The sequence below is a fragment of the Streptomyces morookaense genome, from assembly GCF_013030945.1.
In the GTDB taxonomy this organism is placed as follows: domain Bacteria; phylum Actinomycetota; class Actinomycetes; order Streptomycetales; family Streptomycetaceae; genus Streptomyces; species Streptomyces morookaensis.
This window is the reverse complement of the sequence record NZ_JABBXF010000058.1, coordinates 17,732-39,676: the sequence shown is the minus strand read 5'-3', so window position 1 is coordinate 39,676 and position 21,945 is coordinate 17,732. Positions and strand designations below refer to the sequence as shown.

At 73.3% G+C, this 21,945-nt stretch carries 21 protein-coding genes, 1 tRNA gene and 1 pseudogene; 12 read left to right on the top strand and 11 right to left on the bottom strand.

Annotation, left to right across the window (positions count from 1 at the left end; genetic code table 11):
• Positions 1-20 precede the first annotated feature (20 nt).
• Positions 21-824, bottom strand: coding sequence for a CPBP family intramembrane glutamic endopeptidase (locus HG542_RS23400; RefSeq protein ID WP_229922901.1), 804 nt, complete (start codon positions 822-824; stop codon positions 21-23).
• Positions 825-1,137: 313 nt separating this feature from the next.
• Here HG542_RS23400 and HG542_RS23395 point away from each other — a divergent pair, with 313 nt between their 5' ends.
• Both HG542_RS23395 and HG542_RS23390 read left to right on the top strand, forming a co-directional pair.
• Positions 1,138-2,370 (top strand): sensor histidine kinase, encoded by a 1,233-nt coding sequence (locus HG542_RS23395; RefSeq protein WP_229922900.1) that lies wholly within the window; start codon positions 1,138-1,140, stop codon positions 2,368-2,370.
• The gene (locus tag HG542_RS23390) at positions 2,367-3,056 is read left to right on the top strand and encodes a response regulator (RefSeq protein WP_171084583.1); all 690 of its coding nucleotides are present in this window, start codon (positions 2,367-2,369) and stop codon (positions 3,054-3,056) included. Before HG542_RS23395 ends, HG542_RS23390 begins: the two co-directional genes overlap by 4 nt.
• On the opposite strand, the gene HG542_RS23385 is transcribed toward HG542_RS23390, so the two are convergent.
• On the bottom strand, positions 3,053-3,454 hold the full coding sequence (locus HG542_RS23385) for a VOC family protein (RefSeq protein ID WP_171084581.1): 402 nt from the start codon (positions 3,452-3,454) through the stop codon (positions 3,053-3,055). The genes HG542_RS23390 and HG542_RS23385 overlap by 4 nt on opposite strands.
• Before the next feature lie 453 nt (positions 3,455-3,907).
• On the opposite strand from HG542_RS23385, the gene HG542_RS23380 reads away from it, so the two are divergent.
• The 3 genes and pseudogenes from HG542_RS23380 (at position 3,908) to HG542_RS23370 (ending at position 5,636) form a co-directional block, all read left to right on the top strand.
• Positions 3,908-4,648, top strand: a complete 741-nt coding sequence (locus HG542_RS23380) for a helix-turn-helix domain-containing protein (protein ID WP_171084579.1) — start codon at positions 3,908-3,910, stop codon at positions 4,646-4,648.
• A pseudogene (locus tag HG542_RS23375) lies at positions 4,645-5,415 on the top strand (helix-turn-helix domain-containing protein); the annotation flags it as partial. The gene HG542_RS23380 and the pseudogene HG542_RS23375, both read left to right, overlap by 4 nt.
• A gap of 148 nt (positions 5,416-5,563) precedes the next feature.
• A tRNA-Ala gene (locus tag HG542_RS23370) sits at positions 5,564-5,636 on the top strand.
• 63 nt (positions 5,637-5,699) lie between these two features.
• On the opposite strand, the gene HG542_RS23365 is transcribed toward HG542_RS23370, so the two are convergent.
• Positions 5,700-6,050 carry a DoxX family protein gene (locus HG542_RS23365; protein WP_171084577.1) on the bottom strand — a complete coding sequence of 117 codons (351 nt, stop codon included), beginning with the start codon at positions 6,048-6,050 and terminating at the stop codon, positions 5,700-5,702.
• A 62-nt stretch (positions 6,051-6,112) separates the two neighbouring features.
• On the opposite strand from HG542_RS23365, the gene HG542_RS23360 reads away from it, so the two are divergent.
• From HG542_RS23360 to HG542_RS23350, 3 genes are all read left to right on the top strand, one after another.
• Positions 6,113-7,027 carry a LysR family transcriptional regulator gene (locus HG542_RS23360; RefSeq protein ID WP_171084575.1) on the top strand — a complete coding sequence of 305 codons (915 nt, stop codon included), beginning with the start codon at positions 6,113-6,115 and terminating at the stop codon, positions 7,025-7,027.
• A gap of 83 nt (positions 7,028-7,110) precedes the next feature.
• On the top strand, positions 7,111-8,247 hold the full coding sequence (locus HG542_RS23355; RefSeq protein WP_229922899.1) for a VIT1/CCC1 transporter family protein: 1,137 nt from the start codon (positions 7,111-7,113) through the stop codon (positions 8,245-8,247).
• Positions 8,244-9,593, top strand: a complete 1,350-nt coding sequence (locus HG542_RS23350; RefSeq protein WP_171084571.1) for an amino acid adenylation domain-containing protein — start codon at positions 8,244-8,246, stop codon at positions 9,591-9,593. The genes HG542_RS23355 and HG542_RS23350 overlap by 4 nt, the downstream gene beginning before the upstream one ends.
• On the opposite strand, the gene HG542_RS23345 is transcribed toward HG542_RS23350, so the two are convergent.
• The gene (locus HG542_RS23345; protein ID WP_171084569.1) at positions 9,539-11,137 is read right to left on the bottom strand and encodes an AMP-binding protein; all 1,599 of its coding nucleotides are present in this window, start codon (positions 11,135-11,137) and stop codon (positions 9,539-9,541) included. The genes HG542_RS23350 and HG542_RS23345 overlap by 55 nt on opposite strands.
• A gap of 256 nt (positions 11,138-11,393) precedes the next feature.
• Between HG542_RS23345 and HG542_RS23340 the strand changes: the two genes are divergently transcribed.
• Entirely contained in the window at positions 11,394-12,224 is an 831-nt protein-coding gene (locus HG542_RS23340) for a peptidoglycan recognition protein family protein (RefSeq protein ID WP_171084567.1), read from the top strand.
• Positions 12,221-12,565 carry a hypothetical protein gene (locus tag HG542_RS23335; protein WP_171084565.1) on the top strand — a complete coding sequence of 115 codons (345 nt, stop codon included), beginning with the start codon at positions 12,221-12,223 and terminating at the stop codon, positions 12,563-12,565. Before HG542_RS23340 ends, HG542_RS23335 begins: the two co-directional genes overlap by 4 nt.
• On the opposite strand, the gene HG542_RS23330 is transcribed toward HG542_RS23335, so the two are convergent.
• From HG542_RS23330 to HG542_RS23305, 6 genes are read right to left on the bottom strand one after another with little or no spacing between them, the layout of a single operon-like run.
• Positions 12,566-12,889, bottom strand: a complete 324-nt coding sequence (locus HG542_RS23330) for a DMT family transporter (RefSeq protein WP_171084563.1) — start codon at positions 12,887-12,889, stop codon at positions 12,566-12,568.
• Positions 12,889-14,697 carry an HAD-IA family hydrolase gene (locus tag HG542_RS23325; protein WP_268256436.1) on the bottom strand — a complete coding sequence of 603 codons (1,809 nt, stop codon included), beginning with the start codon at positions 14,695-14,697 and terminating at the stop codon, positions 12,889-12,891. Before HG542_RS23325 ends, HG542_RS23330 begins: the two co-directional genes overlap by 1 nt.
• Before the next feature lie 53 nt (positions 14,698-14,750).
• Positions 14,751-15,845, bottom strand: a complete 1,095-nt coding sequence (locus tag HG542_RS23320; protein ID WP_171084561.1) for an ABC transporter ATP-binding protein — start codon at positions 15,843-15,845, stop codon at positions 14,751-14,753.
• Entirely contained in the window at positions 15,845-16,717 is an 873-nt protein-coding gene (locus tag HG542_RS23315) for an ABC transporter permease (RefSeq protein WP_171084559.1), read from the bottom strand. Before HG542_RS23315 ends, HG542_RS23320 begins: the two co-directional genes overlap by 1 nt.
• Positions 16,705-17,616 carry an ABC transporter permease gene (locus HG542_RS23310; RefSeq protein ID WP_306665333.1) on the bottom strand — a complete coding sequence of 304 codons (912 nt, stop codon included), beginning with the start codon at positions 17,614-17,616 and terminating at the stop codon, positions 16,705-16,707. Before HG542_RS23310 ends, HG542_RS23315 begins: the two co-directional genes overlap by 13 nt.
• An 8-nt stretch (positions 17,617-17,624) precedes the next feature.
• Positions 17,625-18,737 (bottom strand): ABC transporter substrate-binding protein, encoded by a 1,113-nt coding sequence (locus HG542_RS23305; RefSeq protein WP_229922906.1) that lies wholly within the window; start codon positions 18,735-18,737, stop codon positions 17,625-17,627.
• A gap of 315 nt (positions 18,738-19,052) precedes the next feature.
• On the opposite strand from HG542_RS23305, the gene HG542_RS23300 reads away from it, so the two are divergent.
• Positions 19,053-19,811 carry a GntR family transcriptional regulator gene (locus HG542_RS23300; protein ID WP_171084556.1) on the top strand — a complete coding sequence of 253 codons (759 nt, stop codon included), beginning with the start codon at positions 19,053-19,055 and terminating at the stop codon, positions 19,809-19,811.
• A gap of 101 nt (positions 19,812-19,912) precedes the next feature.
• On the opposite strand, the gene HG542_RS23295 is transcribed toward HG542_RS23300, so the two are convergent.
• Positions 19,913-20,911 (bottom strand): cation diffusion facilitator family transporter, encoded by a 999-nt coding sequence (locus tag HG542_RS23295; RefSeq protein ID WP_229922898.1) that lies wholly within the window; start codon positions 20,909-20,911, stop codon positions 19,913-19,915.
• 203 nt (positions 20,912-21,114) lie between these two features.
• On the opposite strand from HG542_RS23295, the gene HG542_RS23290 reads away from it, so the two are divergent.
• Complete coding sequence (locus tag HG542_RS23290) at positions 21,115-21,906, top strand: uracil-DNA glycosylase (RefSeq protein WP_171084554.1); 792 nt, start codon at positions 21,115-21,117, stop codon at positions 21,904-21,906.
• Positions 21,907-21,945 lie beyond the last annotated feature (39 nt).

The following is a 21,945-nucleotide window of genomic DNA, read 5'->3' as shown; positions in this document are numbered from 1 at the left end:
AGCCTTGTGCAGCCGGGCCGTCAGCTGCTGCGCTGCCGCGCGCGTCGCGCCGGCAGCATCGTGCACGCACAGGCGACAGCCATGGGCGCGACCGTCATCAGCGCCACTCCGGTCACACCGAGTCCGCCGCCGGTCCCCGTTCCTCCTTCGGAGCCCAGGAGGGTTCCGGTGATCAGGAAGAGGACCATGTTGTTCCCGGCGTGGGCCAGGCTCACGGGCCAGATGCTGCGGCTGCGCGTGAACAGCCAGGCGAGCAGGGCCTCTTGGAGCAGGAAGCTCCCCGTCCACACCGCCAGGCCGATCAGGGGGCGGGCGAAGGAGATGTAGTCGGTGAGCGCCAGCGGAAAGTGCCACGACGCCCAGATGAGACCGGTGGCAGCGGTCGCCAGGAGCGGGCGCCCCGGGAACAGCCGCTGTCTGAGGTAGCCGGTCCACCCGAATTCCTCGCCCGCGTAGATCGGTGTCAGGATCGGCACCACGAGCATGAGGGTCGCGACAAAGGCCCAGGCGGGCATGCCGCCCGCGAGTTCGTCGAGCGCGGCGAGGTCCGGGCGCCACAGGCCCAGCACCGCCGCCAGCCCGCAGGAGGCCCCTGCGATGACCAGCGGGCCCAGCCAGGCGACCAGGTAGTACGGCCAGCCGCTCCTCAGGCGCAGGGCCAGGCCCGCGTCGGCGAAGCCTTCCCGCGTGATCCAGCGGCGCACCACGAACGCGGCCAGCGCCGGCATGACGCCGAACGGCAGTTGCACCAGCGGGTTGACCATCGACAGCCCGCACCCGAAGCGCGCAGTGAGGATGTAGGCCCAGCATCCTCCGAAGGCCATCGCCAAGTACCAGGCCGTTCCCTTTGTCTTCGAGTTCGTCCTCGAGTTCGTCGTCGAGCCTTCGGCCGGCAACGCCGCTTCTTGCTGATATGTCTCTGTCTCAAGCACGCTGCCAGCCTCACGCCGGCGGCATGCCCCGCACATCCCGGCCGCGGGGGAATCCGGATCTGGCTCGCACGGGGGAGGCGGCAGGACGATCTTGCTTGGGATACTTCCGTCCGTGCACGTTCCGATACGTCCTTCTCCGTCCGCGAAAACCGCGAAAACCGCGAAAACCGCGAAGCGTGCGAGCGCCTGGCGCGGCCCGCTGCACGTGCTGCTCGGCGCAGCCGTTGCGCTGCTGCTGTCGCCCGTGGCGGTCCTGGCAGCCGCAGTCGTGCCGCCCGCCTGGCGGCCGGTCGTCTTCCCCGCCGCCCTCGCCGTGCTCGTGACGGCCCTCGGCCTGCCCCGCATCGCGCGCCGGGCCTCCGTGCCGCTGGCCAACCACCTGCTCGGTACGGACCTTCCGGCCCCCGCCACCGAAGCGTCCGGCACCGGCCCCGGCCGGCCCGACCGGTTCCGTACCTCCGCCTGGCTGTTGCTGCACACCCTGACCGGCGGTGCTGCCACCGCCGTCGTGCTGCCCCTGCTGATGGTGGCCTTCGCCTTGCCCGCCGTATGGCTGCGCGGCGGCGACCGGATCACCGTTCTGGCGGACGTCGACGTGGCGGGCGGAGTGCAGGGCTCGTGGACCGTACCGGCCGCGGCCGCCCTCCTCGCGCTGGCCTGCCTCACGGGCAAGGCGGCGGCCGCGCTCCTGCGCCGGCTCGCGCCGCTGCTGCTCGGGCACCGGCCCGCCGAACGGCTTGCCGCACTCGAGGAGCAGATGCGGATGCTGGCCCAGCGCAACCGGCTCGCCCAGGAGTTGCACGACTCCATCGGCCACACCCTCACCGCGTCGACCATCCAGGCCGCCGTGGCGAGGGAGCTGATGACCAGCGACCCGGCGCGGGCGCGCCATGCGCTCGTCAGCCTGGAGGAGGTGTCGCGCGCGGCGCTGGACGACCTCGACCATGTCCTCGGCCTGCTCCGGGACGGCCGGCCGTCGACCGCCCCGCCGCTGTCCCTCGCCGAACTCCCCGCCCTGCTGGACCGCGTCCGCGGGGCCGGTACGGAACTGCATGCCGACGTCACCGGGGACTTGGCGCACGTACCGGCCACCGTCTCCCGCGAGAGCTACCGCATCGTCCAGGAAGGGCTGACCAACGCGCTGCGGCACGCCTCCCGGGCACCGGTCGCCCTGCGGGTCGCGGTCACGCGCGACCGGCTGGAACTGGAAGTCACCAATCCGCTCACCGGGCGCAGTGCCCTCGGACTCGCGGGCCGCAGACGGGGATCCGGCCTGACCGGTGCGGCCGAGCGGGTGGCGCTGCTGCGGGGCGAGTTCTCCGCGGGGCCCGTACCGCGCGGCGGCAGCTGCATCGGCGGCACCGGTGACCCCGTCGGCCTCTGCGGCGAGGCCTGTTGGCGGTTCCGCGCCCGTATCCCGCTGGGGTCCGGCGCATGACCGTGACCGTACTCGTCGCCGACGACGAAGAGATCACCCGCACCGGCCTGCGGACCCTGCTCGGGGCCCGGCCCGGCCTCGACGTGATCGGTGAGGCCGCCGACGGCCTGGCAGCCGTGACCCTGGCGGAACAGCTCCGTCCGGACGTCGTGTTGATGGACGTGCGGATGCCGGGCGCCGACGGGATCGAGGCCACCCGGCGCCTGCAGACCGCCCTGCCCGACCCGCCGAAGGTCGTGGTGATCACCACCTTCGAGAACGACGACCACGTCTACGACGCGCTGCGCGCGGGAGCGAGCGGTTTCGTCCTGAAGCGTGCGGCGATCGAACACATCGCCCACGCCGTGCAGTTGGTGGCCACGACCGACTCCGTCCTGTTCCCGGACGCCGTCCGCCGGCTCGTCGCGGCCCGCCCCGCGCAGCCCCGGCCGCCCCGGGGAGCACCCGCGCTCACCGGCCGTGAACTGGAGATCCTCCGCCTCATGGCGACGGGCCTGTCCAACCCGGGCATCGCCGGCCACCTCGTGGTCGGCCTGGAGACCGTCAAGACGCACGTCAGCAACCTCCTGGCGAAACTCGGCGCCCGCAACCGCACGCAGGCCGTGATCCTCGCCTACGAGTACGGCTTCGTGGTCCCGGGAACCGGGCCGGTCATGGAGCGAGGCGCCGGCGACCCGGGGCGTTAGCCCCGGTCCTCGCGCCTCGACTGGATCAGATCCCAGCGGTTTCCGTACAGGTCCCGGAAGACGGCGACCGTGCCGTACGGCTCGTGCCGGGGTGCTTCCTCGAAGACGACCCCGGCCGCCCGCATCCGCGCGTAGTCGCGGTCGAACGCGTCGGTGTTCAGGAACCAGCCCACCCGGCCCCCGGTCTGGTTCCCGACACGGGCCTGCTCCTCGTCTGTTGCGGCCTTGGCCAGGAGCACCGCGGTCTCCCGCGCTCCGGGCGGGGCGACGACGACCCACCGCTTGGTGTCGTCGATGCGGGTGTCCTCCACGAGGTCGAAGCCGAGTGCGTCACGGTAGAAGGCGATGGCCTCGTCGTAGTCGCGCACGACGACGGCCACCAGGCCGAGATGGTTCATGTGACGGTTGCCTTCCCCTGGATCCACAGCAGGAGCAGAGTCTCGCACGGCCGTGGTCCCACACTTGGGGGGAGGTACCCCTCGTCCTCCGCGCACGACGGCGGCCCGCCCTCCTCCCCCGTGGAAGGCGGGCCGCCGTGCATTCCCCCCGTGCGGTACCGGGCGGTGCGGGGTGGACCGCACCGCCCGGCTTCCGGGTATGACTGTGATGCGCCACATCTTCATATGCCAGGCCGTCCCGGGGAATTGGGCCATCGTGGGACGTCCCACGTCCCTGCCTGCGGAGATGCCGCCGCCGGTGACGTCGTGGTGGGACGGCCACGGCGGCGGCGCGGTGGCCGGAAGTCGCGGCTGCCACCGGGCACCTGCGGGAACCGGCGTGTGCGCATCGTCATCATGTGCGGCAGAGAGGCTCGCCGGCCTCGGGGGACCGCGACGCGTATGGGGTGGAACATGCGGCGTTGGAAAGCACTGCCCGGATCACTGGACGATCGCGTCCGCCAACTCGTCGTGGCGCTCCGCAGACTGAAGGACCGGAGCGGGCTGAGCCTTGCCGCGCTGGCGGCCAAGACCTCGTACAGCCGCTCCTCCTGGGAGCGCTGTCTCAACGGCAGGCAGCTCCCGTCGCGCGACGCGGTCGAGGAACTGGCGCGCGTGTGCGCCGTCGACCCGGCCCGGCTGCTGGTGCTGCACGAACTCGCCGCGGAGGCCTGGTCGGACAGCAGGCCCGCCCCCGTGACGGAGCCGCGCCCGGCCGGCCGCCGGGTGCCCGGGCGGCGTCGGGTGCTCGTCGCGGCCGTGGCGGTGCCGGCCGTGGTGCTGGCCGTCGCCCTGCTGCTCACCCGCCCCTGGCAGGACGACCACGCGCAGCCCGGGAATCTGCGGGCGACTGCGGGCCCGTCGCTGTTCGTCTACATGCCCCACCGTGCCCACCCCTGCAACGTCAAGCGCCAGGACGGCGAGTTGCGCGCCGGGTACAGCGCGACCCGCACCGCGCTGATGGAGACCAACAGCACGGGCTGGGAGATCGTCGAGGCGCAGTGCCTGCTGAAGTACCACGGCTACGACCCCGGTGCCACCGACGGCGCCTACGGGGAACGGTCCAAGAGCGCCGCCGAGCACTTCCAGAAGGACCACGACCTCGTGGTGGACGGCATCGTGGGGCCGGACACCTGGAAGGAACTGCGCCGATGAGCGCCGACCGCCCCCTTCCGGAGGAGTGCGCCCGACTGGCCGGGGGCCTGCGCGAGTTGCGCACCCGTACCGGGTTGAGCCTCGCCGCGCTCGCGGACCTCACCCCCTACAGCAAGTCGTCCTGGGAGCGCTACCTCAACGGCAAGAAACTGCCGCCGAGGCATGCGGTCGAGGCCCTGTGCCGGCTGGCGGACGAGCCGGCCGGGCGGCTCCTGGCCCTGTGGGAGCTCGCGGAACAGGGGTGGAGCGGCCGGGCTGCCGCGCCTGCGGGCCCGGTCGCGGAGGAGCCGGCTCCGGGCCGCACGGGGAAGGCGCCGCGCCGCTCCCGCAGGACGGTCGCCCTGTCCGGCGCCGCAGCCGTGGTGGTGGCCGTCGCCGCCGTGCAGCTGTTCCTCACGGCCGGAGGGACCGAGCCCGGCGGCCGCGCGGCGGGGAAGGCCGCGGGGACCCCCTCGTACGCACAGTCCTACGCGCCCGGTTGCACGGGCGACGAGTGCGACGGGCAGGACCCCAACCAGATGGGCTGCGGCGCGCAGGACCTCGTGGACACGCTCACGACCCACCGTGCGGCCGGCGGCCGGCGGCTCGACATCCGCTACTCCGCCCGGTGCGGGGCCGTGTGGGTGCGGGCCGTGAAACTGCACGTCGGCGACCGCGCGGAGCTGAGCCTGCCGGGCACCGAGACCAAGCAGGTCACGGCATCGAGCCGGCGCGACACGGAGGTCTACCTGTCGACGGCGATGACGGCCACGAAGGATCCCCGCACGGCACAGGCCTGCCTCGAGCCTGCCGAGGGAGGCCCGCCCGACTGCTTCACGGTGTCCGGTCCGCGGCCCGCGACGGGATTGGCAGGCGGCACGAATTCCCGTGTAATGTGTGGGTGTCGCCGGGGGAACCCGGCGGACAACAGAACAAGGGGCTATAGCTCAGTTGGTAGAGCGCCTGCATGGCATGCAGGAGGTCAGGAGTTCAATTCTCCTTAGCTCCACAGGGAGATCGGGAGGCCACCGGAAGCGGTGGCCTCCCGGTCGTTTCCGCGTGCCGTGCGGATTCATCGCGCCAGGCCGAGGGCGAGCGAAGCTCCGGCCAGCGCCAAATAGGCCCCGGGAAACGCCATGTTGTGGAAGACGCGTGCGCGGACATGGGCGACGACGGCGCCGGTGAAGAACAGGACGAGTCCGGCCGCGGCGGCAACTCCGAAGGCACGGGCCCCCAGCAGACCCAGTGCGAGACCGGCCGCCCCGGCGGCCTTCGCCGCGCCCAGCAGCGGAATCGAGGACCGCGGGACCCGGACGGCGGCCGCGTTGGCGAGGACGAACCCGGCCCCGGCGAAGTCGGCAACCGCGATTCCCGCAGTGGCCACGATCGTGAGAACGGTGACAACCGTGTAGGCGATGAGCATGGAACCCAGCCTCGTCCGGCCCCCGGCCGGGCGTCCAATACCGGTGTCCATAACCTGGCGGCATGGACGTCGACACCCGGCTGTTGCGCTGTTTCCTCGCCGTCGCCGAGGAAGGGACCGTCACCCGCGCCGCGGAACGCCTGTACGTTTCCCAGCCCGCGCTGACCAAACAGATCCGGCGACTGGAGACCCTGCTCGGTGTCCGGCTCTTCAGCCGGTCCCGGGACGGCATGACACTCACCGCATCCGGCCGGGCCCTGGCCGAACAGGCACCGGCGCTGCTGGCCGGCTGGGACCGCGCGCTGCGCGGGACCCGCAGTGCCGCCGCCCGGGAGGCCAGGGTGCTGCGCGTCGGATTCCTGGCCGGCGCCGCCAACGAGGCCACCCCGCACATCGTCGCCGCGTTCGCCCGGCACCGGCCCGGCTGGCGCGTCGACATGCGCCAGGCCGCATGGTCGGACCCGACCGCCGGCCTCGCCGCCGCGGACGTCGACGCCGCCCTGCTGCGGCTCCCCTTTCCCGGCCAGGACACCCTGCGTGTGGAAGTGCTGTTCGCCGAACCCCGCTGGGTCGCGCTCCCCGCGGCGCACCCGCTCGCCGCACGCGCGTGCATCCCCTTCCGGGACCTGTGGGACGAGCCGTTCGTGGCGGCCCCGCCCGAGACGGGCGGCTGGCGCGACCACTGGCTCGCCGCCGACGAACGCGACGGCCGCCCGGTCCGCATCGGCGCCGTCACCGACCAGCCCGACGCATGGCTCAGCGCCATCGCCAACGGCTACGGCATCGCCCTCGCCCCCGCATCCTCCGCCCGCTTCCACGCCCGCCCCGGCGTCACCTACCGGCCCGTCAGCGGTGTCGGCCCCAGCCGCGTCGGCGTCGCCTGGACACCCGCCGCCGACTCCGACCCCGTCGTCCGGGACTTCGTCCGGTGCTGCCTGGACCACAGGCCGGCGCCCGGAGAGGGCATCACCTCCTGACCGACGGGGCACGCGGCCAATGCGATCTTTGCGGGCCACGTCCCGTTACCGTTCGGAACGGGAGCCGACGCCGAGGAGTGATGATGCCGGATCCGACCAGTGACCAGCCCGAAGAGTCCCGGCTCCGGCGCTGGCGGGAACTGCTGCAGAGCGAGCGCGAAGCGGCCGCGCTCTACGAACGCCTGGCAGGGGCCGAGACCGGTGAACGGCGCGAGGTGCTGCAGGAACTCGCCGCGGTGGAGCGGCGGCACGCCGCGCACTGGGAGGACAGGCTGCGGGCCGCCGGAGCGGAGGTCCCCCCGCCCGGCAGGGTGCCGCTGCGCACCCGCCTGCTGGGCCGGATCGCGGACCACTGGTCCGTGGCGGCCGTCCTGCCGCTGGTGGAGCGGTCGGAGAAGGCCGACGCCGGCACCTACGACGCCGAGCCGGACGCCGCGCCCGGCATGGCGGGGGAGGAACGGGGGCACGCCCGTACCCTCTCCCGCCTCAACGAGAGCCGCCCCAACGCCAGGGAGGGCATCGCCCGCCGGGAGACATGGCACCGGGGCGACCGCTCCGGCGCGCTGCGGGCCGCCGTCTTCGGCGTCAGCGACGGGCTGGTGTCCAACACCGCCCTGGTCATGGGCTTCGCCGGGTCCGGCTCCTCCCGCAGCGCCATCGTGCTGGCCGGAGTGGCGGGCCTGCTGGCCGGTTCCTTCTCGATGGCGGCGGGCGAATACGTCTCGATGTCGGGGCAACGGGAGATGTACGAGCGGGAGATCGGCCTGGAGAGCCAGGAACTGGAGGAGGACCCCGAGTCCGAGCGCGAGGAACTGGTGCTGCTCTACCGCGCGAAGGGGCTGAGCAAGCAGGAGGCGGGAAAGGTCGCGGACACCATCATGGCCGACCGGGACGTCGCCCTGGACACCCTGGCCAGGGAGGAACTCGGCCTCGACCCCGATGCACTCGGGTCGCCCTGGTCGGCCGCCGGGTCGAGCATGCTCACCTTCGCCCTGGGCGCACTGGTCGTCATCCTCCCGTACCTCGTCACCGGCGGGGCGGCGGCCCTCGTCGCCGCGGTGTGCCTGTTCGTCGTCGCGCTCGCCGCCGTGGGAGCGGGCATCGGGCTGCTCAACGGCCGCTCGGCCTGGCGTTCGGCGGCCCGGCAGGTCGTCGTCGGCGCGCTCGCCGCGGCCGTCACCTTCGTCGTCGGCCGCCTCATCGGCACGTCCGTCTCATGAACGAGGCCACCACCCGCTACCTGGAACTGTGCCGCACCGACCGGAGCGGACTCGGAAGCGCCGTGGCCGGGGCCGACTTGCCGGCGGCGCTGCGCGACGCACGGCTGCTGGCCCGGCCGCTGTTCGCCGACGAACCCGCCCTGCAGGCGGCCGCCGACGATCTGCTCTCCCTGTTCGGCGTCCTGGCCTCGCTGCCCGACCGCCTCTTCGACGGCGATCTCGCCGCGTACTGGGCGGCGGTGGGAGGAGAACCGGGCCTCGTCCCCCTGCTGCGGCGCTGGGCACCGGAGCAGCCGCGGGCCCGCTTCGGACGGGCCGACCTCCACCGCGGCGAACACGGCTTCTCCCTGCTGGAGTTCAACGTCGGCGGGGGAGTCGGCGGATTCGAGCTCGGCGAACTGCCGCGCGCCCTGCTGGCCACGGAGGACTTCGCCCGCTTCGCCGCGGAACACGCCCTCCGGCACGTGCGCACCGGGGAACACGTCGCCGCGACGCTGCGCGCCGTGGCACCGCGCCCGTCCCCGGTGGTGGCGCTGGTGTGCGCACCGGGCGCCCTCGCCCGCTACCGGCGCCCGTTGGCCCCGACCATCGAGGTGCTGCGGACCCACGGACTGGACGTGCTCCTGGGCGAGTTGGGCGAGGTGAAGGAGAACGGGGGGAGGCTGTTCGTCGGCCGGGCCCGGGTCGACGTGGTGCTGCGCTACTTCGCCGTCGACGAGACGGACGGCTGCGAGGACGGCCTCGACGCGATCGTGCGCACCGAGCGGGCGGGCAACGCGGTCCTGTGGACCGGGCTCGACAGCACCCTCCTCTCCAACAAGGGCGCCCTCGCCCTGCTGTCGGACCCCCGCTGCGACGCCGTCCTGTCCGCGCAGGAACGCCGCCTGACGGACCGGATCCTGCCGTGGACCAGAATGCTGACCCCGGCACTGGTCGACCGGTGCGTGGCCGAGCGCGAACACCTCGTCCTCAAACCGTGCCGCGGATTCGCCGGCACGGGAGTCGTCGCCGGATGGACCTGCCCGGAACCGGAGTGGGCCGGCATCCTGCACCGGCACGCCGGCCGCGGGTATGTCGTGCAGCGGAGGGCCGTCCCCTGCCCCGAGCCCGTGGTCGACCCCGCGACGGGCGCGGCCGAGGACTGGATCCCGGTGTGGGGGATCTTCGTCACCCCGCACGGGTACGGCGGCAATGCCATCCGCGCGCAGCGGGCCACCGGTGACGGCGTCATCGGCTACAGCGCGGACACCGCCACCCGGGCCACCGTCGCCTTCGGCTGCCCCGCCACCGCTCAGCCGGCGCCGCCGGACTCCGCCGCCGTGGCCCCGTGCAGCAGGCTGGGGTGACCTGCCCAGTACGGGGCGCGCAGGGCGGTCTTGTCGACCTTGCCGATGGGGGTCAGCGGCAGTGCGTCGACGAACTCGAAGCTCGCGGGGAGGTAGACCGGACGCTCCAGTTCGTCCAGCACCCGCCTGCGCAGTTCCTCGGTCGGCGGGCGGTCCCCGGGGCCGGTGACGACCACGGCGTGCACGGCCTGGCCGTAGAGCGGGTGCGGAACCGGGATCACCGCGGCGGCCCGCACCGCCGGGTGGGTGGCGAGCGCGTTCTCCACCAGCGGTGAATAGATGGCGGAGCCGGACTCCCCGGTGATGATCACGTCGTTGCGGCGGTCCAGGAGGAAGAAGCAGCCCTCCTCGTCCCGGTATCCCAGGTCGCCGGTGCGCAGCCAGCCGTCCGGGTGGAACGCGGCGGCGGTGGCTTCCGGTTGGCCGACGTAGCACTCCATGACCCGCGGCCCCCGCGTGCAGACCTCGCCGGCCTGCCCCGGCGGCAGGGGCAGGCCCTGCTCGTCGCGGATGCTCACCTCCATGTCGGGGAACGGGCGGCCGGCCGAGCGCAGCAGTCTCCCGCCGTCCACGGTGTGGCCGGGCTCGTCCAGCGCGGTGATGCCGAACGCCTCGGTCATGCCGTAGAGCTGCCACAGCACCGGCCCGAAACGGTCGAGGGCCTGCCGGGCCCGGTCCGGGGTGATCGGACTGGCCCCGTACATGATCCGGCGCAGGCCCGAGCAGTCCACACCGGCCAGGCCGGGGTGGTCGAGCAGCCGGTACAGCATCGGGGGCATCAGCATCATCGCGGTGATCCGCCCGCTCGCCAGCGCCGCGGTCACGGCCTCCGGCGTGAAGCGGTCCAGCAGCAGGATCGTGCTGCCCCGGGCCAGACCGGTGAGCGCGTACAGGCCGCCGACGTGCGCAATCTGACTGGTCACCAGCAGCCGCACCGGCTCGGGCAGGAACGGATGCTCCAGGAGCGTCCGGTACATCCGGTGCCGGTGCAGTACGCACTTGGTGAGCCCGGTGGTGCCTCCGGTGCAGAGCACCGTCTCGACCTGCCCGGCCTCCGCCCACTCCGGGTCCGCGGGCGGGCGGGCCTGCCGGACGGCGGTCATCAGATCCTTCGCGGGCCCCTCGGGTCCCAGTGACCACAGCTGTGCTCCGGCAAACGCGGCCGTCACCGCCTCCGCGCACGGCGCCGAGATCCTGTCGTCCACGATCAGCACGTCGGCTGGGGCCTTCGCCGCGACGCTGGCGTACTCGGCAGGCCCCCGGTCCGCGGGCATCGGCAGGAACCGGGCCCCGGCCAGATGCGCGGCGAACGGCACGCACACCGCCTCGGCCCGGTTGCCGCTGGCCAGCGCCACCGTCCTCCCCGGGCCCAGACCCAGCGACCGGAAAACCGTGGCCATGCGCCGGACCGTCTCGCCCAGCTCCGCAAAGGTCATCCGGTGGCCGCCGTGCACCACGGCCTCCCGGTTCCCGTGACGCGGGAATTCCTCGTCCACCAGCCAGGCGGCATAGCTGCGTTCTTTCGCGTCGCCCGTGGCGCCCATGAACCGTCCTTTTCGCCGACCGAATTCACCGTTCATTCACAATCCGTGCAACGGACAACGTGTCTCATACGTGACCCGGGGAGACCGTCCGACTTTCGGATTTCCCCGGCAGGGTCACTCCGGTGGGCGATGTCCCGGTGACGTCCCGGGGCTCCCGGACCCGGTGGTACCGGCGTTACAGTCGGCGTGCGCGACTGTCGAGCGTCCCTGGTGACCCCTGGTGACCTTGGAAAAGGGACGGGAAGGACCGTGAGCCGTGACCGGACAGTCCAGAAAGACCCGGATAGGACGCCGCGGCCTGCTGAGCGGGGCACTGGCCGGGGGAGTCGCCGTGACGGCCGGGAACGTCCTGTCCGCGCAGGAGGCCCGGGCGCGCACGGGCCGGGCGGACGGCTGTCCGGTGCGCCGCCCCCGGCTCCACACCCGGGAGGAGTGGAAGGCCGTTCCGCCCACCGACCCCGGCGGCGTGAAAGTGGAACCCTTCGCACCGGCGCTCGTCGTGGTGCACCACATGGACTATCCGAACTCCATGGACTACTCGCTGGAGCACGCTTTCCAGCTGTCCAGGGACTGCCAGTACGACCACATGCACAACAACGGGTGGAACGACATAGGTCAGCAACTGACCATCAGCCGCGGCGGATTCCTCATGGAGGGCAGATACCGGTCCGCCGGAGCGATCCGGCACGGAGAGCATGTCATCGGCGCGCAGGTGGCCAACTGGAACACGGCGAGCATCGGGATAGAGAACGAGGGCACCTACATCACCGAACTCCCGCCCGCCGCACAGTGGCAGACGCTCGTCGCCACGTGCGCCTGGCTGTGCGACCGGTACGATCTCTCGCCCATGACCGCGATCGTCGGGCACCGCGACCTCAACCAGCCCGGCACCCCCCTCGCCACCGAATGCCCGGGCAACGCCCTCTACAAGAAACTCCCCGAACTGCGCGCGAACGTCGCCACGGCCATGGGACTCCCCGTCGGGGACGGCTCCGCCAACCATGTGACGGAGAACATGCCGTCCGTGCGACGGGACCGCGAGAAGGAACACGGGCCTGCGACCGGGCCGTTGGACCCCACCCGGTGAGCGACGCCGTGCCCTACCTCGTGCTGGCCGGCTGCCTCGCCGTGGTGATGGGCTTCTTCACCTGGCTCGCGGTCCTGACCCGCCGCCGTGGCGTGGCCGGTTCGGCCGTGCGCGCGGCGCTCGCCTCCTACGAGGAGGCCATGCGGATCACCGCCCACGACGCCCACCACGAGGTACGGGCCCAGGCCGACCGGCAGGCGCCGGTCCTCTCGCCGGACGGCCCGGCCCGGGGCGGCCGCCCCGTTGCCGGACCCGGTCGGCCCGTCCGGCCGGACCGTCGCCGCCCGGCCGCCGGCCGGCTTCGCCGTCTGCTCGGGCGGACGGTACGCCGCTTCCGCTGATCAGCCCCCACGCCCCAGCTCCAGCGCCAGCACCCCCGCCACCACCAGCACGATGCCGCCGATCTGCGTCCACGTCAGCCGGTCGCCGAAGCACACCGCGCCGATGACCGACACCAGCGTCACGCCGATCGCCGACCAGATGCCGTACGCCACCCCCAGGGCCAGGCCCCGGTCCAGCACCCGGGACAGGAGGCAGAACGCGGCGACGTAGCCGACGACCACGACGGCGGACGGGAGGAGTCTGCTGAAGCCCTGCGAGGCCCGCAGGGCCACGGTGGCGGTGACCTCGGCCCCGATCGCGCCCGCGAGCAGCAACCACACCATCAGCGGACCGTGAAGGTCGTGATCACCGCGGCGTGGTCCGACGGCCACACGTTCTCCGCGACGTCCGGCCAGGGACGCGGGGCACCGGTGACGAGGGTGACGGAGTCCTGTACGTCCAGGCCGCGTCCGGCGAACAGCACGTAGTCGATACGGTCCTGGGGCTCGGGCCGCCCGCTGCCGTCCTCGTGCCGGGGATGCAGCGGGGACCACGTGGTGCCCGGGTCGCGTACCGGGTCGGGGCGGGCGACCCGGTAGGAGTCGCGCAGCCCGGCCTCCTCGGCAGCCTGCGTGACCGGCCACGGGACGGGGCCGCAACCGCCGTGCAGGGAAGCCGGGTTCCGCGTCCAGTCCAGGTGCGAGGGCGTGTTGAAGTCGCCCATGAGCAGCACGGGCGTGGTGTCGCACCGGGCGAGGTCGTCCGCCATGTCCCGCAGCACCTCCGCCATTTCGGCCACCCGCCCGGAGGCCTCCTCGTGCTCGAGCAGCACCGGCACGGGCTGCCCGCCGAAGCAGGCGTCGTAGGGGCCGTAGGGCGTGTAGTTGAGGTGCGCGCTCCACACGGTGACGTCCTGCACGGCACAGTCCCGGTCGTCCCGGTCGTCCAGCCGGACGGTGACACCTGCGGCGCCGTAGCCGGACGGGGCCGGGGTGCCGAAGCGGGCGGTGACGGGATAGCGGCTGATGACGCCGAGGTTGTGACCGGCCTGGTGGTGGTCCCAGCCGAGGGCATCCGCCAGCTCCTTCGCGGAGGCACCGCCCGTCTCCTGGAGGGCCACGACGTCCACGTCGGCGTCGAGCAGCACCGTGAGCTGCTTCGCACGGTGGCCGGCGACGGGCGTGCCGCCGAGCCACAGGTTCCAGCTCATCACCCTGAGCCGGCTCACCAGGCGCTCGTCCGCCCCGACGACCGGGATGCGCACGGTGACGCACGCCCCGCCGCCGGCCGTGACGACGACCTCGTACGTGCCTGCTTCCGCCGGCGTGCCGGTGAGGGTGCCGTCGGCGCCGACCTGCACCCACTCCGGGCCCGCGGCCTTGGCGAACACCGGCCCGGCGCCGCGGAACAGCCCGGCGACAGCGGCACGGAACGGCTCGCCGGCGCGGCCGTTGCGGGTGGTGAACGCCGGGACGAGGAACGCCCCTTCGGTCACCATGGCCTCCAGCAGCGCGACATCGGCCCGCTCCAGGCTGTCGAGCACCGTCCGCCCGGGAGCCGCGGGTACGGGAGCGAGGGAGGGGACGGCGAGCACCGGGCAGCCCGCGGCCTCGGCCGAGGCCACACCGGTCGGGGTGTCCTCCACGGCGACGCACGCCGAGGGCTCGACGCCCAGGGCGCGGGCCGCCGCGAGGTACGGGTCGGGGGCGGGCTTGGTGCGCGGGGTGTCGTCGGCGGTGACGGACACCGCGAACCGCTCGGGGCCCAGGCTGCGCAGCACGATGTCCACCACGGTGCGCGGCGAGGCGGTCACCAGAGCGGTGCGGATGCCCTGCCGGTGCAGTTCGTCGAGCAGTTCGAGCGCGCCGGGCCGCGGCACGACCTCGGACTCGACCCGGGCCGCGAACTCCCGGTGCAGCTCGGCGCACAGCGCCCCGGCGGAGGCGCCGGTGACGCGCTGCAGATGGGCCGCGGTGTGCTCCACGGGACGGCCCAGCACGTCGGGCAGGTCGGCGTCCGTGAGCTCGTACTCCCGGGCGGACGCGACGTGTCGGACGGCCTGCCACCACAACTCCTCGGTGTCCACGAGGGTGCCGTCCATGTCGAACAGAACGGCCTGGAGGGGGCGGGCGTCGGCGGGGTGGTGGGACACGGGCTCTCTTCCGTAAAAGGATCCGTCAGGGGATCCGTCAGGGGACGTCGGGGTCACGCGCGGGCGGCGGCGAGCACCGGCCGGTCGGGCAGGGTCAGGGCGACCGCTGCGCCCGGGGCGAGCGCGGCGGCGTCGTGCGTGGGCACATCGGCCTTGACCGTGGTCCCGTCGGGCAGGCGGACGGTCAGGCGGGTGACGGCGCCGAGGAACGCCGTCGCGGTGATGCAGGCCTCGCCCCCGGCGTCCGCGCTCACCCGTACCGCCTCGGGGCGGACGAGCACGTCGACGTCGGGGCCGGCGGGCGCCTCGCCGTCCACGGGCAGGCGGCGGCCCAGCACCTCGACGGTGCCGGCAGCGGTGATACGGGCGGGGATGCGGCTCATCGTGCCCACGAACTCGGCGACGAAGGCGGTGGCCGGGCGCCCGTAGAGATCGGCCGGGGTGGCGCACTGCTCCATGCGGCCGGCCCGCATCACCGCGACCCGGTCGGCCATGGACAGGGCCTCCTCCTGGTCGTGGGTGACGAACACGGTGGTGATGCCCGACTCCTGCTGCACGCGCCGTATCTCCTCGCGCAGCGTGAGCCGCACCTTGGCGTCCAGCGCGGACAGCGGCTCGTCCAGCAGCAGCACCCGGGGGCGCAGGGCCAGGGCGCGGGCCAGGGCGATGCGCTGCTGCTGGCCGCCGGAGAGCTGGTGCGGGAAACGGGCGCCCTTGTCGGGCAGGCCCACCAGTTCCAGCAGTTCGGCAGCACGCGAACGCCGCTGTGCTGCGGGCACCTTGCGCATCCGCATCCCGAACGCCACGTTGTCCAGGGCGTTCAGGTGGGGGAAGAGGCTGTAGGACTGGAACACCATGCCGGCGTCGCGCCGGTGGGCCGGTACGGGCGTGATGTCGCGGCCGTCCACCAGGATCTGCCCGGAGTCGGGGTGCTCGAAGCCGGCCAGCATGCGCAGCGCGGTGGTCTTGCCGCAGCCGGACGGGCCGAGCAGGGCGAGGAGTTCACCGGGCCGGGCGGTCAGGTCGAGCCCGTCGAGGGCGACGGTCGGGCCGAACGCGCGGCGCAGGCCGCGGAGTTCGACCGAGGCCGCTCCCTCCACGGGGGCGTCGGCCGGGGCGGCGGGGGTCGCAAGGGTCGTGGAGGACATCAGGCGGAACTCTCCTGATCGGTGGTACGGGAGTCGGTGGTACGGGAGGAGGAACGGCGTCCGCCGAGGAACGCCAGCACGAGCAGCAGCACCCAGGTGATCAGCAGGCTGATGACGGACACGGCCACGGACAGCCGGGCCTGTGTGCCGCTGACGTTGACGATCCAGACCGCGAACGGCTGGAAGCCCAGGATCCTGGCCACGGTGAACTCGCCCAGGACCAGGGCGAGGGTGAGGAAGGCGGCGTTGAGCAGGGCCCCGCGCAGATTGGGCAGGACCACGCCCGCCACCGCCCGCGGCCACCCCGCGCCGCAGCTGCGGGCGGCCTCGACGAGGGTGCGCACGTCGACGGCCCGCAGCCCCGCGTCGAGCGCCCGGTACACGAAGGGCAGCGACATCACCGTGTAGACGATGACGAGCACGACGGGGAAGGAGGGGTTCTGCAGCGCCGCGAAGGTCCGGAAGAACGGGGTGTCGGCCAGGTGGTCCGGGCCCCAGCGCAGCACCGTCCCGACGCCGGCCACCAGCGCGATGGGCGGCACCACGAGCGGCAGCGAGCACACCACCTCCAGCACCGGCCGCAGCTTCGGCGCGCCCAGGCGCACGGCCAGCGCGGCCGGCACCGTCAGCAGCAGCACCAGGGCGACGGTCGCGGCGGCCAGGCCCAGCGAGAGCAGCAGGCTGGGCAGGAACCCGTCGGCGCCGACGAGTTGCCGGTAGGCGTCCGTGGTGAGTCCCTCGCCGGGCACGTCGACGGTGAAGACCACCGAGGCGGCCAGCGGGAGCAGGAAGTAGCCGCCCGCCAGGGCGAGGACCGCGGTGCCGCGGCGGCCGGGCGGCCCGGCGGCGGTGCGTGCGGTCAGTCGAACCATCGGGCACTCCGTCGTTGCAGGGGCAGGTGGACGGCCATGACCAGCCCGGCGACCACGACCATGTCGAGGCTCAGCGCGAGGGCCACGTTCTCCTGGCCGACCAGGACGTTGCCGGAGATCGCGTCGGCGATCTGCAGGGTGATCAGCGGGATGGAGCTGCCGACCATGGCCGCGGCGGTGGCGTAGGCGGCGAAGGCGCTGCCGAAGAGCAGGACGAACCCGCCGAGCAGGGACGGCGCGAGCACCGGCAGGGCGACGTGCCGCCAGTACTGCCACCGGGTGGCGCCGTTGTTCCGGGCCGCCTCGTGCCACTGGACGCGCAGGCCCTCCAGGGCGGGGGTGATGGTGAGCACCATGAGGGGGACGAGGAAGTACAGGTAGGTGAGGGTCAGGCCCCAGAAGCTGTAGAGGCTCCAGCCCGCATCGGCCAGCCCCAGATGCCGGGTCAGCACACCGGAGTTGCCGAGGGTGGCGACGAAGGCGAACGCGAGCGGCACGCCGCCGAAGTTGGCGAGCACGCCGGATCCGGTGAGCACGGCATCGCGCAGGGTCCGGGAGCCGAAGGCCACCACCGCCTGGGCGAGCAGCAGCCCGAGCACGGCGGCGAGCGCGGCCGAGACGGCGGAGAGTTCGACGCTGCCGAGCAGCGCGGTCAGATAGGGCCCGTGCAGGGACGCGGTGAGGTTGGCGAAGGAGAACGAACTCGCGCCGGTGGCCGGGTCCTTGACACTGAACGCCCCGAGGGCCATGGCGAGGACCGGGGCCCCGAAGCCGATGGCGGTGAAGGCGAGCAGCGGCACCGCGGTGAGCCCGGCCGCGGGGCGCCTCCGCCGCGCGGGTGCGGCGGAGGCGGCGGGCGGCGCGGCGTCCGCCCCGGAGGTGACGGCGGCAGTGGTCATGGAGCGCATCACCCGGAGACGGCCTGGCCCCAGCCCTGGGCCAGCGTCTGCTTGGCCGCGGCCTGCTGGGCCTCGGTCGGGAAGGACGGGGTGCCGGAGACCGGCGGCAGCTTGGCCGCGGCGTCCTTGTCCAGGGTGCCTGCCTTCGCCATGGCGTCCATCAGCGCGGGACGGGCGTGGCCCTTGAGGTAGAGGTTCTGCCCCTCGGCGCTGTAGAGGTACTCCTGCCACAGCCGGGCCGCCGCCGGGTGCGGGGCGTCCTTGTTGACCGCCTGCGAGTAGTACTGGGAGAACTTGCCGTCCTCGGGGACGGAGACCTGCCAGTCCACGCCCTTGTCCTTGAACTGCTCGGCGTAGCCGGCGTTGAGGTAGTCCCAGTCGACGGTGATCGGCGTCTCGCCCTTCTCGATGGTGGCCGAAGTGGCCTCCACGGGCGTGTAGTTGCCGTTCTGCCGAAGCTCCGCGAAGTAGTCCAGGCCCGGCTTGATGTTGTCGAACGACCCCCCGCTCGCGAGCGCGGCGGCGTAGACGGCCGCGAACGCGGCTCCGGCCTTGGTCGGGTTGCCGTTGAGGGCGACCTGGCCGCGGTACTCGGGCTTGCGCAGGTCGGCGAAGGTCTTCGGGCAGTCCTTGACGCGCTTGGCGTCGCAGCCGATGGAGATGTAGCCGCCGTAGTCGTTGTACCAGCGGGCCTGCGGGTCCTTCTGGCCCTGCGGTATGCCGTCGAAGCCGGCCACCTTGTACGGGGCGAGCAGGCCCTGCTGCGCGGCACCGAGGGCGAACGACTGGCCGAGGTCGACCACGTCGGGGGCTCGGTCCTGGCCCTTGCGGGAGGTGATGGCGCTGATCTCGTCCTGGCTGGAGCCGGTCGGGTTGTCGACGTTCACCTTGATGCCGTACTTGGCGGTGAACCCGTCGATCAGAGCACCGTAGTCGGCCCAGTCGCGCGGCAGGGCGATCGCGTTGAGCGTGCCCTCCTTCTTCGCGGCGGCGACGAGGGCGTCCATCCCGCCCAGGTCCCCGGCGGAGGCGGCCGTCGCCGCATTCTTGCCGCCCGCGGCACCGGCCTGGCCGGAGGGGGCCGCGCCGCACGCGCTCAGGACGAGCGCCGCGGTGGACAGGCCGCAGGTGAGGGCGACCGCCTTGGGGAAGGCCTCGGCGGCGCTTCTGTTCCGGATCGTGATCACTGTGTCTCCTCGAGACAACTTGTATGGACAAGTTGGCCACAGTAGGCACGGCGTCCATGACCGGAAAGTGAACGGCGGAGAAACCCCGGCACCCCGGAAGGAGGCCATCCGGCCGCGCTGACCAGGCACGTGTCACCGATGGGGACCGATCGGAAATCCGGACGACCGGTTTGCCGCACGCTCGGCTACGCTGGACCTGTCACGGACGCTGCGCACAACCGCAGCACCGCCGAACGGAGGGGGAATCCGGTGCGGGCACGGTACGAGGAGATCGCCGACGGGCTCCGGCGCGCCATCGACGCCGAGGAGTACCCCGTCGGGGCGCGCCTGCCCTCGGAATCCGAACTCGCCGCCCGCTACGGGGTCTCGCGCGGCACCGTCCGGCAGGCCATCGCCACCCTCACCTCCGAAGGAATGATCGGCTCCCGGCAAGGGGCACGCCGCGTCGTCCTGGCCGGCCGGCGCAGCCAGAGCTTCACCGAACTGCGCAGCTTCGCCCAGTGGGCACGCTCCATGGGCCACACCGCGACCGGGCAGGTCATCTCCAGCACACGCCGGCCCGCCACGGCGGAGGACCGCGCACGCCTGCACCTGACGGAAGGCGCCGACGTCCTGCACGTCCTGCGCGTCCGCAGCCTCGACGGCGAACGCGTCCTCCTCGAACGCACCGTCTACGCCGACTGGATAGCCCCGGACGTCGAACGCCTCGACCCCGCCTGCGAGTCCGTCACCCAGCAGCTCTACGAGACCACCGGCCTCGTCTTCAGCTACGGCGAACACCTCATCGACGCCGTCGCCGCCGGCACCGCGGACGCCGCACACCTCGGCGTCCGCCGCGGCAGCCCCCTGCTGCGCGTCCGGCGCGTCACCACCACCCGCACCGGCCGCCCCGTCGAATGGTCCGACGACCGCTACCGCTCGGACGCCGTCAACTTCAGCATTCACAACTCCATCGGTTCCAACCCCCTGGCCCGGCAGGCCGGACCGGGCATCGCCGGCCCGGCCTGAACGGACAGGCGGACGTATCGACGGGGCCCGACACGGTCTCCTCCGGGAACTGCCCACCCCGCACCGGACGCCGGACGGCAAGCCGTTCGGCACCTGACCGCTCAGACCCAGTGGTGGGCGAGCCCGGCGTGCGGGTCGGCGCCGGCGGGGGTGTGATCCATGTGCACGGTCGCGGCCGTCAGCCGGGGGAGGGCATGGATCAGGGCGTGCTCCGCGGCCACGGCGAGACCGTGCGCACGCACCACCGTCAGATCCGGGTCGACGACGATGTCGGCCTCGGCCCGCAGCGTGTGACCGATCCAGCGCATCCGGATCTGCCCGATGCCGCGGACACCGTCCACCGACCGCAGCGCCGCCTCCGCCGTGTCGACGAGCGCAGGATCCACGGAATCCATCAGACGCCGGCAGACCTCGCGGGCGGCGTCCCGCAGCACCATGAGGATCGCGGCCGTGACGAACAGACCGACGAGCGGGTCCGCCGGACGCCACCCCAGGGCGGCGCCGCCCGCACCGAGGAGCACGGCGAGGGAGGTGAAGCCGTCGGTACGGGCGTGCAGGCCGTCGGCGACCAGAGCGGCGGAACCGATCCGCCGGCCGGTACGGATCCGGTAGCGCGCCACCCACTCGTTGCCGAGGAACCCGGCGAACGCGGCCGCGGCCACCGCCCACAGGTGCGTGACGTCACGCGGGTGCAGCAGACGGTCGACCGCCTCGCAGGCGGCGAAGACGGAGGAGGCGGCGATGGTGAGCACGACGGCGACGCCGGCGAGGTCCTCGGCGCGCCCGTAGCCGTACGTGTAGCGCCGGTTGGCCGCCCTGCGCCCCAGCACGAAGGCGACGCCCAGCGGGACGGCCGTCAGGGCGTCCGCCGCATTGTGCACGGTGTCGCCGAGGAGCGCGACGGAGCCGGACAGGGCGACGACGACCGCCTGGACGACGGTCGTCAGCCCGAGGACGGCGAGGGAGAGCCAGAGCGTGCGCATGCCCTCGCGGGAGGCCTCCATGGCGGAGTCGACCTTGTCCATGGCCTCGTGGCCGTGCGGGACGACGAGATGGGCGAGCCGGTGGCGTATGCGCCCACGGGTGTGGTTGCCTGCCATGAGGCCACCGTGGCACACGGATTCGATTGCGGCTACCACCGTCATACGGCGGCTGACCAGCTGCAACGCAGTTGCAGGAGCGGTGCGGTCGGGCCTGCGGCAGGCGCTCGACGCGGTGGCCGCCTGCGCGGCGCGCGCACCGCGTACGATCGTCGCTGCGATGACTTCCACGCCGACCCGCGAGCCCGCCAGGGGGACGGACGATGAGCAGCGCAACAGGCCCGGAGGAACCGGACTTCCCCGCGGCCACCGCCGCCCGGCTGGACGGCCTCGGCCTCCTCGACACGGCCGTCACCACATGCCGGGCCTGCCCACGGCTGGTCGCGTGGCGCGAGGAGGCCGCGCGCGTCAGGCGCAGGGCGTACCGGGACTGGGACTACTGGGCCCGTCCGGTGCCCGGCTTCGGCCCGCCGGACGCGCCCCTCGCGCTCGTCGGACTCGCCCCCGCCGCCCACGGCGCCAACCGCACCGGCCGGATGTTCACCGGCGACCCAGCCGGCGATGTCCTCTACGCCGCCCTGCACGCCGTCGGCCTTGCCTCCCGGCCCACGTCCGTGCACCGCGGGGACGGACTGGAGCTGCACGGCGTCCGCATCACGGCCCCGGTGCACTGCGCACCGCCCGAGAACCGCCCCACCCCCGCCGAACGCGACACCTGCCGCCCCTGGCTCGCCCGCGAACTGACCCTGCTGCAGCCCGCATTGCGGGCCGTGGTGGTGCTCGGCGGCTTCGGCTGGCAGGCCCTGCTGCCGGTGCTCCGCGACGCGGGCTGGGAACTGCCGCGCCCGCAGCCGGTGTTCGGCCACGGCGCCGAGGTGACGCTGCGTCATACCGAACCGGGCCGGGAACTCCACCTGCTGGGCTGCTACCACCCGAGCCGGCGCAACACCTTCACCGGCAGGCTCACCCCGGCCATGCTGCGCGCCGTCCTGGCCCGCGGCGCCGGGCTGGCGGGGGTGCCGTGCCGGTGGCGCCCAGGAACGCCTGACACCTGACATCCGACGCCCGCCGGAAAAATACAGATGCACTGTCCG

What these genes read in the sequence shown, in the direction of transcription:
- HG542_RS23400 (WP_229922901.1), bottom strand. Translation starts at nt 824, where the DNA reads ATGGCCTTCGGAGGATGCTGGGCCTACATCCTCACTGCGCGCTTCGGG.
- HG542_RS23390 (WP_171084583.1), top strand. Translation starts at nt 2,367, where the DNA reads ATGACCGTGACCGTACTCGTCGCCGACGACGAAGAGATCACCCGCACC.
- HG542_RS23385 (WP_171084581.1), bottom strand. Translation starts at nt 3,454, where the DNA reads ATGAACCATCTCGGCCTGGTGGCCGTCGTCGTGCGCGACTACGACGAG.
- HG542_RS23380 (WP_171084579.1), top strand. Translation starts at nt 3,908, where the DNA reads ATGCGGCGTTGGAAAGCACTGCCCGGATCACTGGACGATCGCGTCCGC.
- HG542_RS23365 (WP_171084577.1), bottom strand. Translation starts at nt 6,050, where the DNA reads ATGCTCATCGCCTACACGGTTGTCACCGTTCTCACGATCGTGGCCACT.
- HG542_RS23360 (WP_171084575.1), top strand. Translation starts at nt 6,113, where the DNA reads ATGGACGTCGACACCCGGCTGTTGCGCTGTTTCCTCGCCGTCGCCGAG.
- HG542_RS23355 (WP_229922899.1), top strand. Translation starts at nt 7,111, where the DNA reads ATGCCGGATCCGACCAGTGACCAGCCCGAAGAGTCCCGGCTCCGGCGC.
- HG542_RS23350 (WP_171084571.1), top strand. Translation starts at nt 8,244, where the DNA reads ATGAACGAGGCCACCACCCGCTACCTGGAACTGTGCCGCACCGACCGG.
- HG542_RS23345 (WP_171084569.1), bottom strand. Translation starts at nt 11,137, where the DNA reads ATGGGCGCCACGGGCGACGCGAAAGAACGCAGCTATGCCGCCTGGCTG.
- HG542_RS23330 (WP_171084563.1), bottom strand. Translation starts at nt 12,889, where the DNA reads ATGGTGTGGTTGCTGCTCGCGGGCGCGATCGGGGCCGAGGTCACCGCC.
- HG542_RS23320 (WP_171084561.1), bottom strand. Translation starts at nt 15,845, where the DNA reads ATGTCCTCCACGACCCTTGCGACCCCCGCCGCCCCGGCCGACGCCCCC.
- HG542_RS23315 (WP_171084559.1), bottom strand. Translation starts at nt 16,717, where the DNA reads ATGGTTCGACTGACCGCACGCACCGCCGCCGGGCCGCCCGGCCGCCGC.
- HG542_RS23310 (WP_306665333.1), bottom strand. Translation starts at nt 17,616, where the DNA reads ATGACCACTGCCGCCGTCACCTCCGGGGCGGACGCCGCGCCGCCCGCC.
- HG542_RS23295 (WP_229922898.1), bottom strand. Translation starts at nt 20,911, where the DNA reads ATGGCAGGCAACCACACCCGTGGGCGCATACGCCACCGGCTCGCCCAT.
- HG542_RS23290 (WP_171084554.1), top strand. Translation starts at nt 21,115, where the DNA reads ATGAGCAGCGCAACAGGCCCGGAGGAACCGGACTTCCCCGCGGCCACC.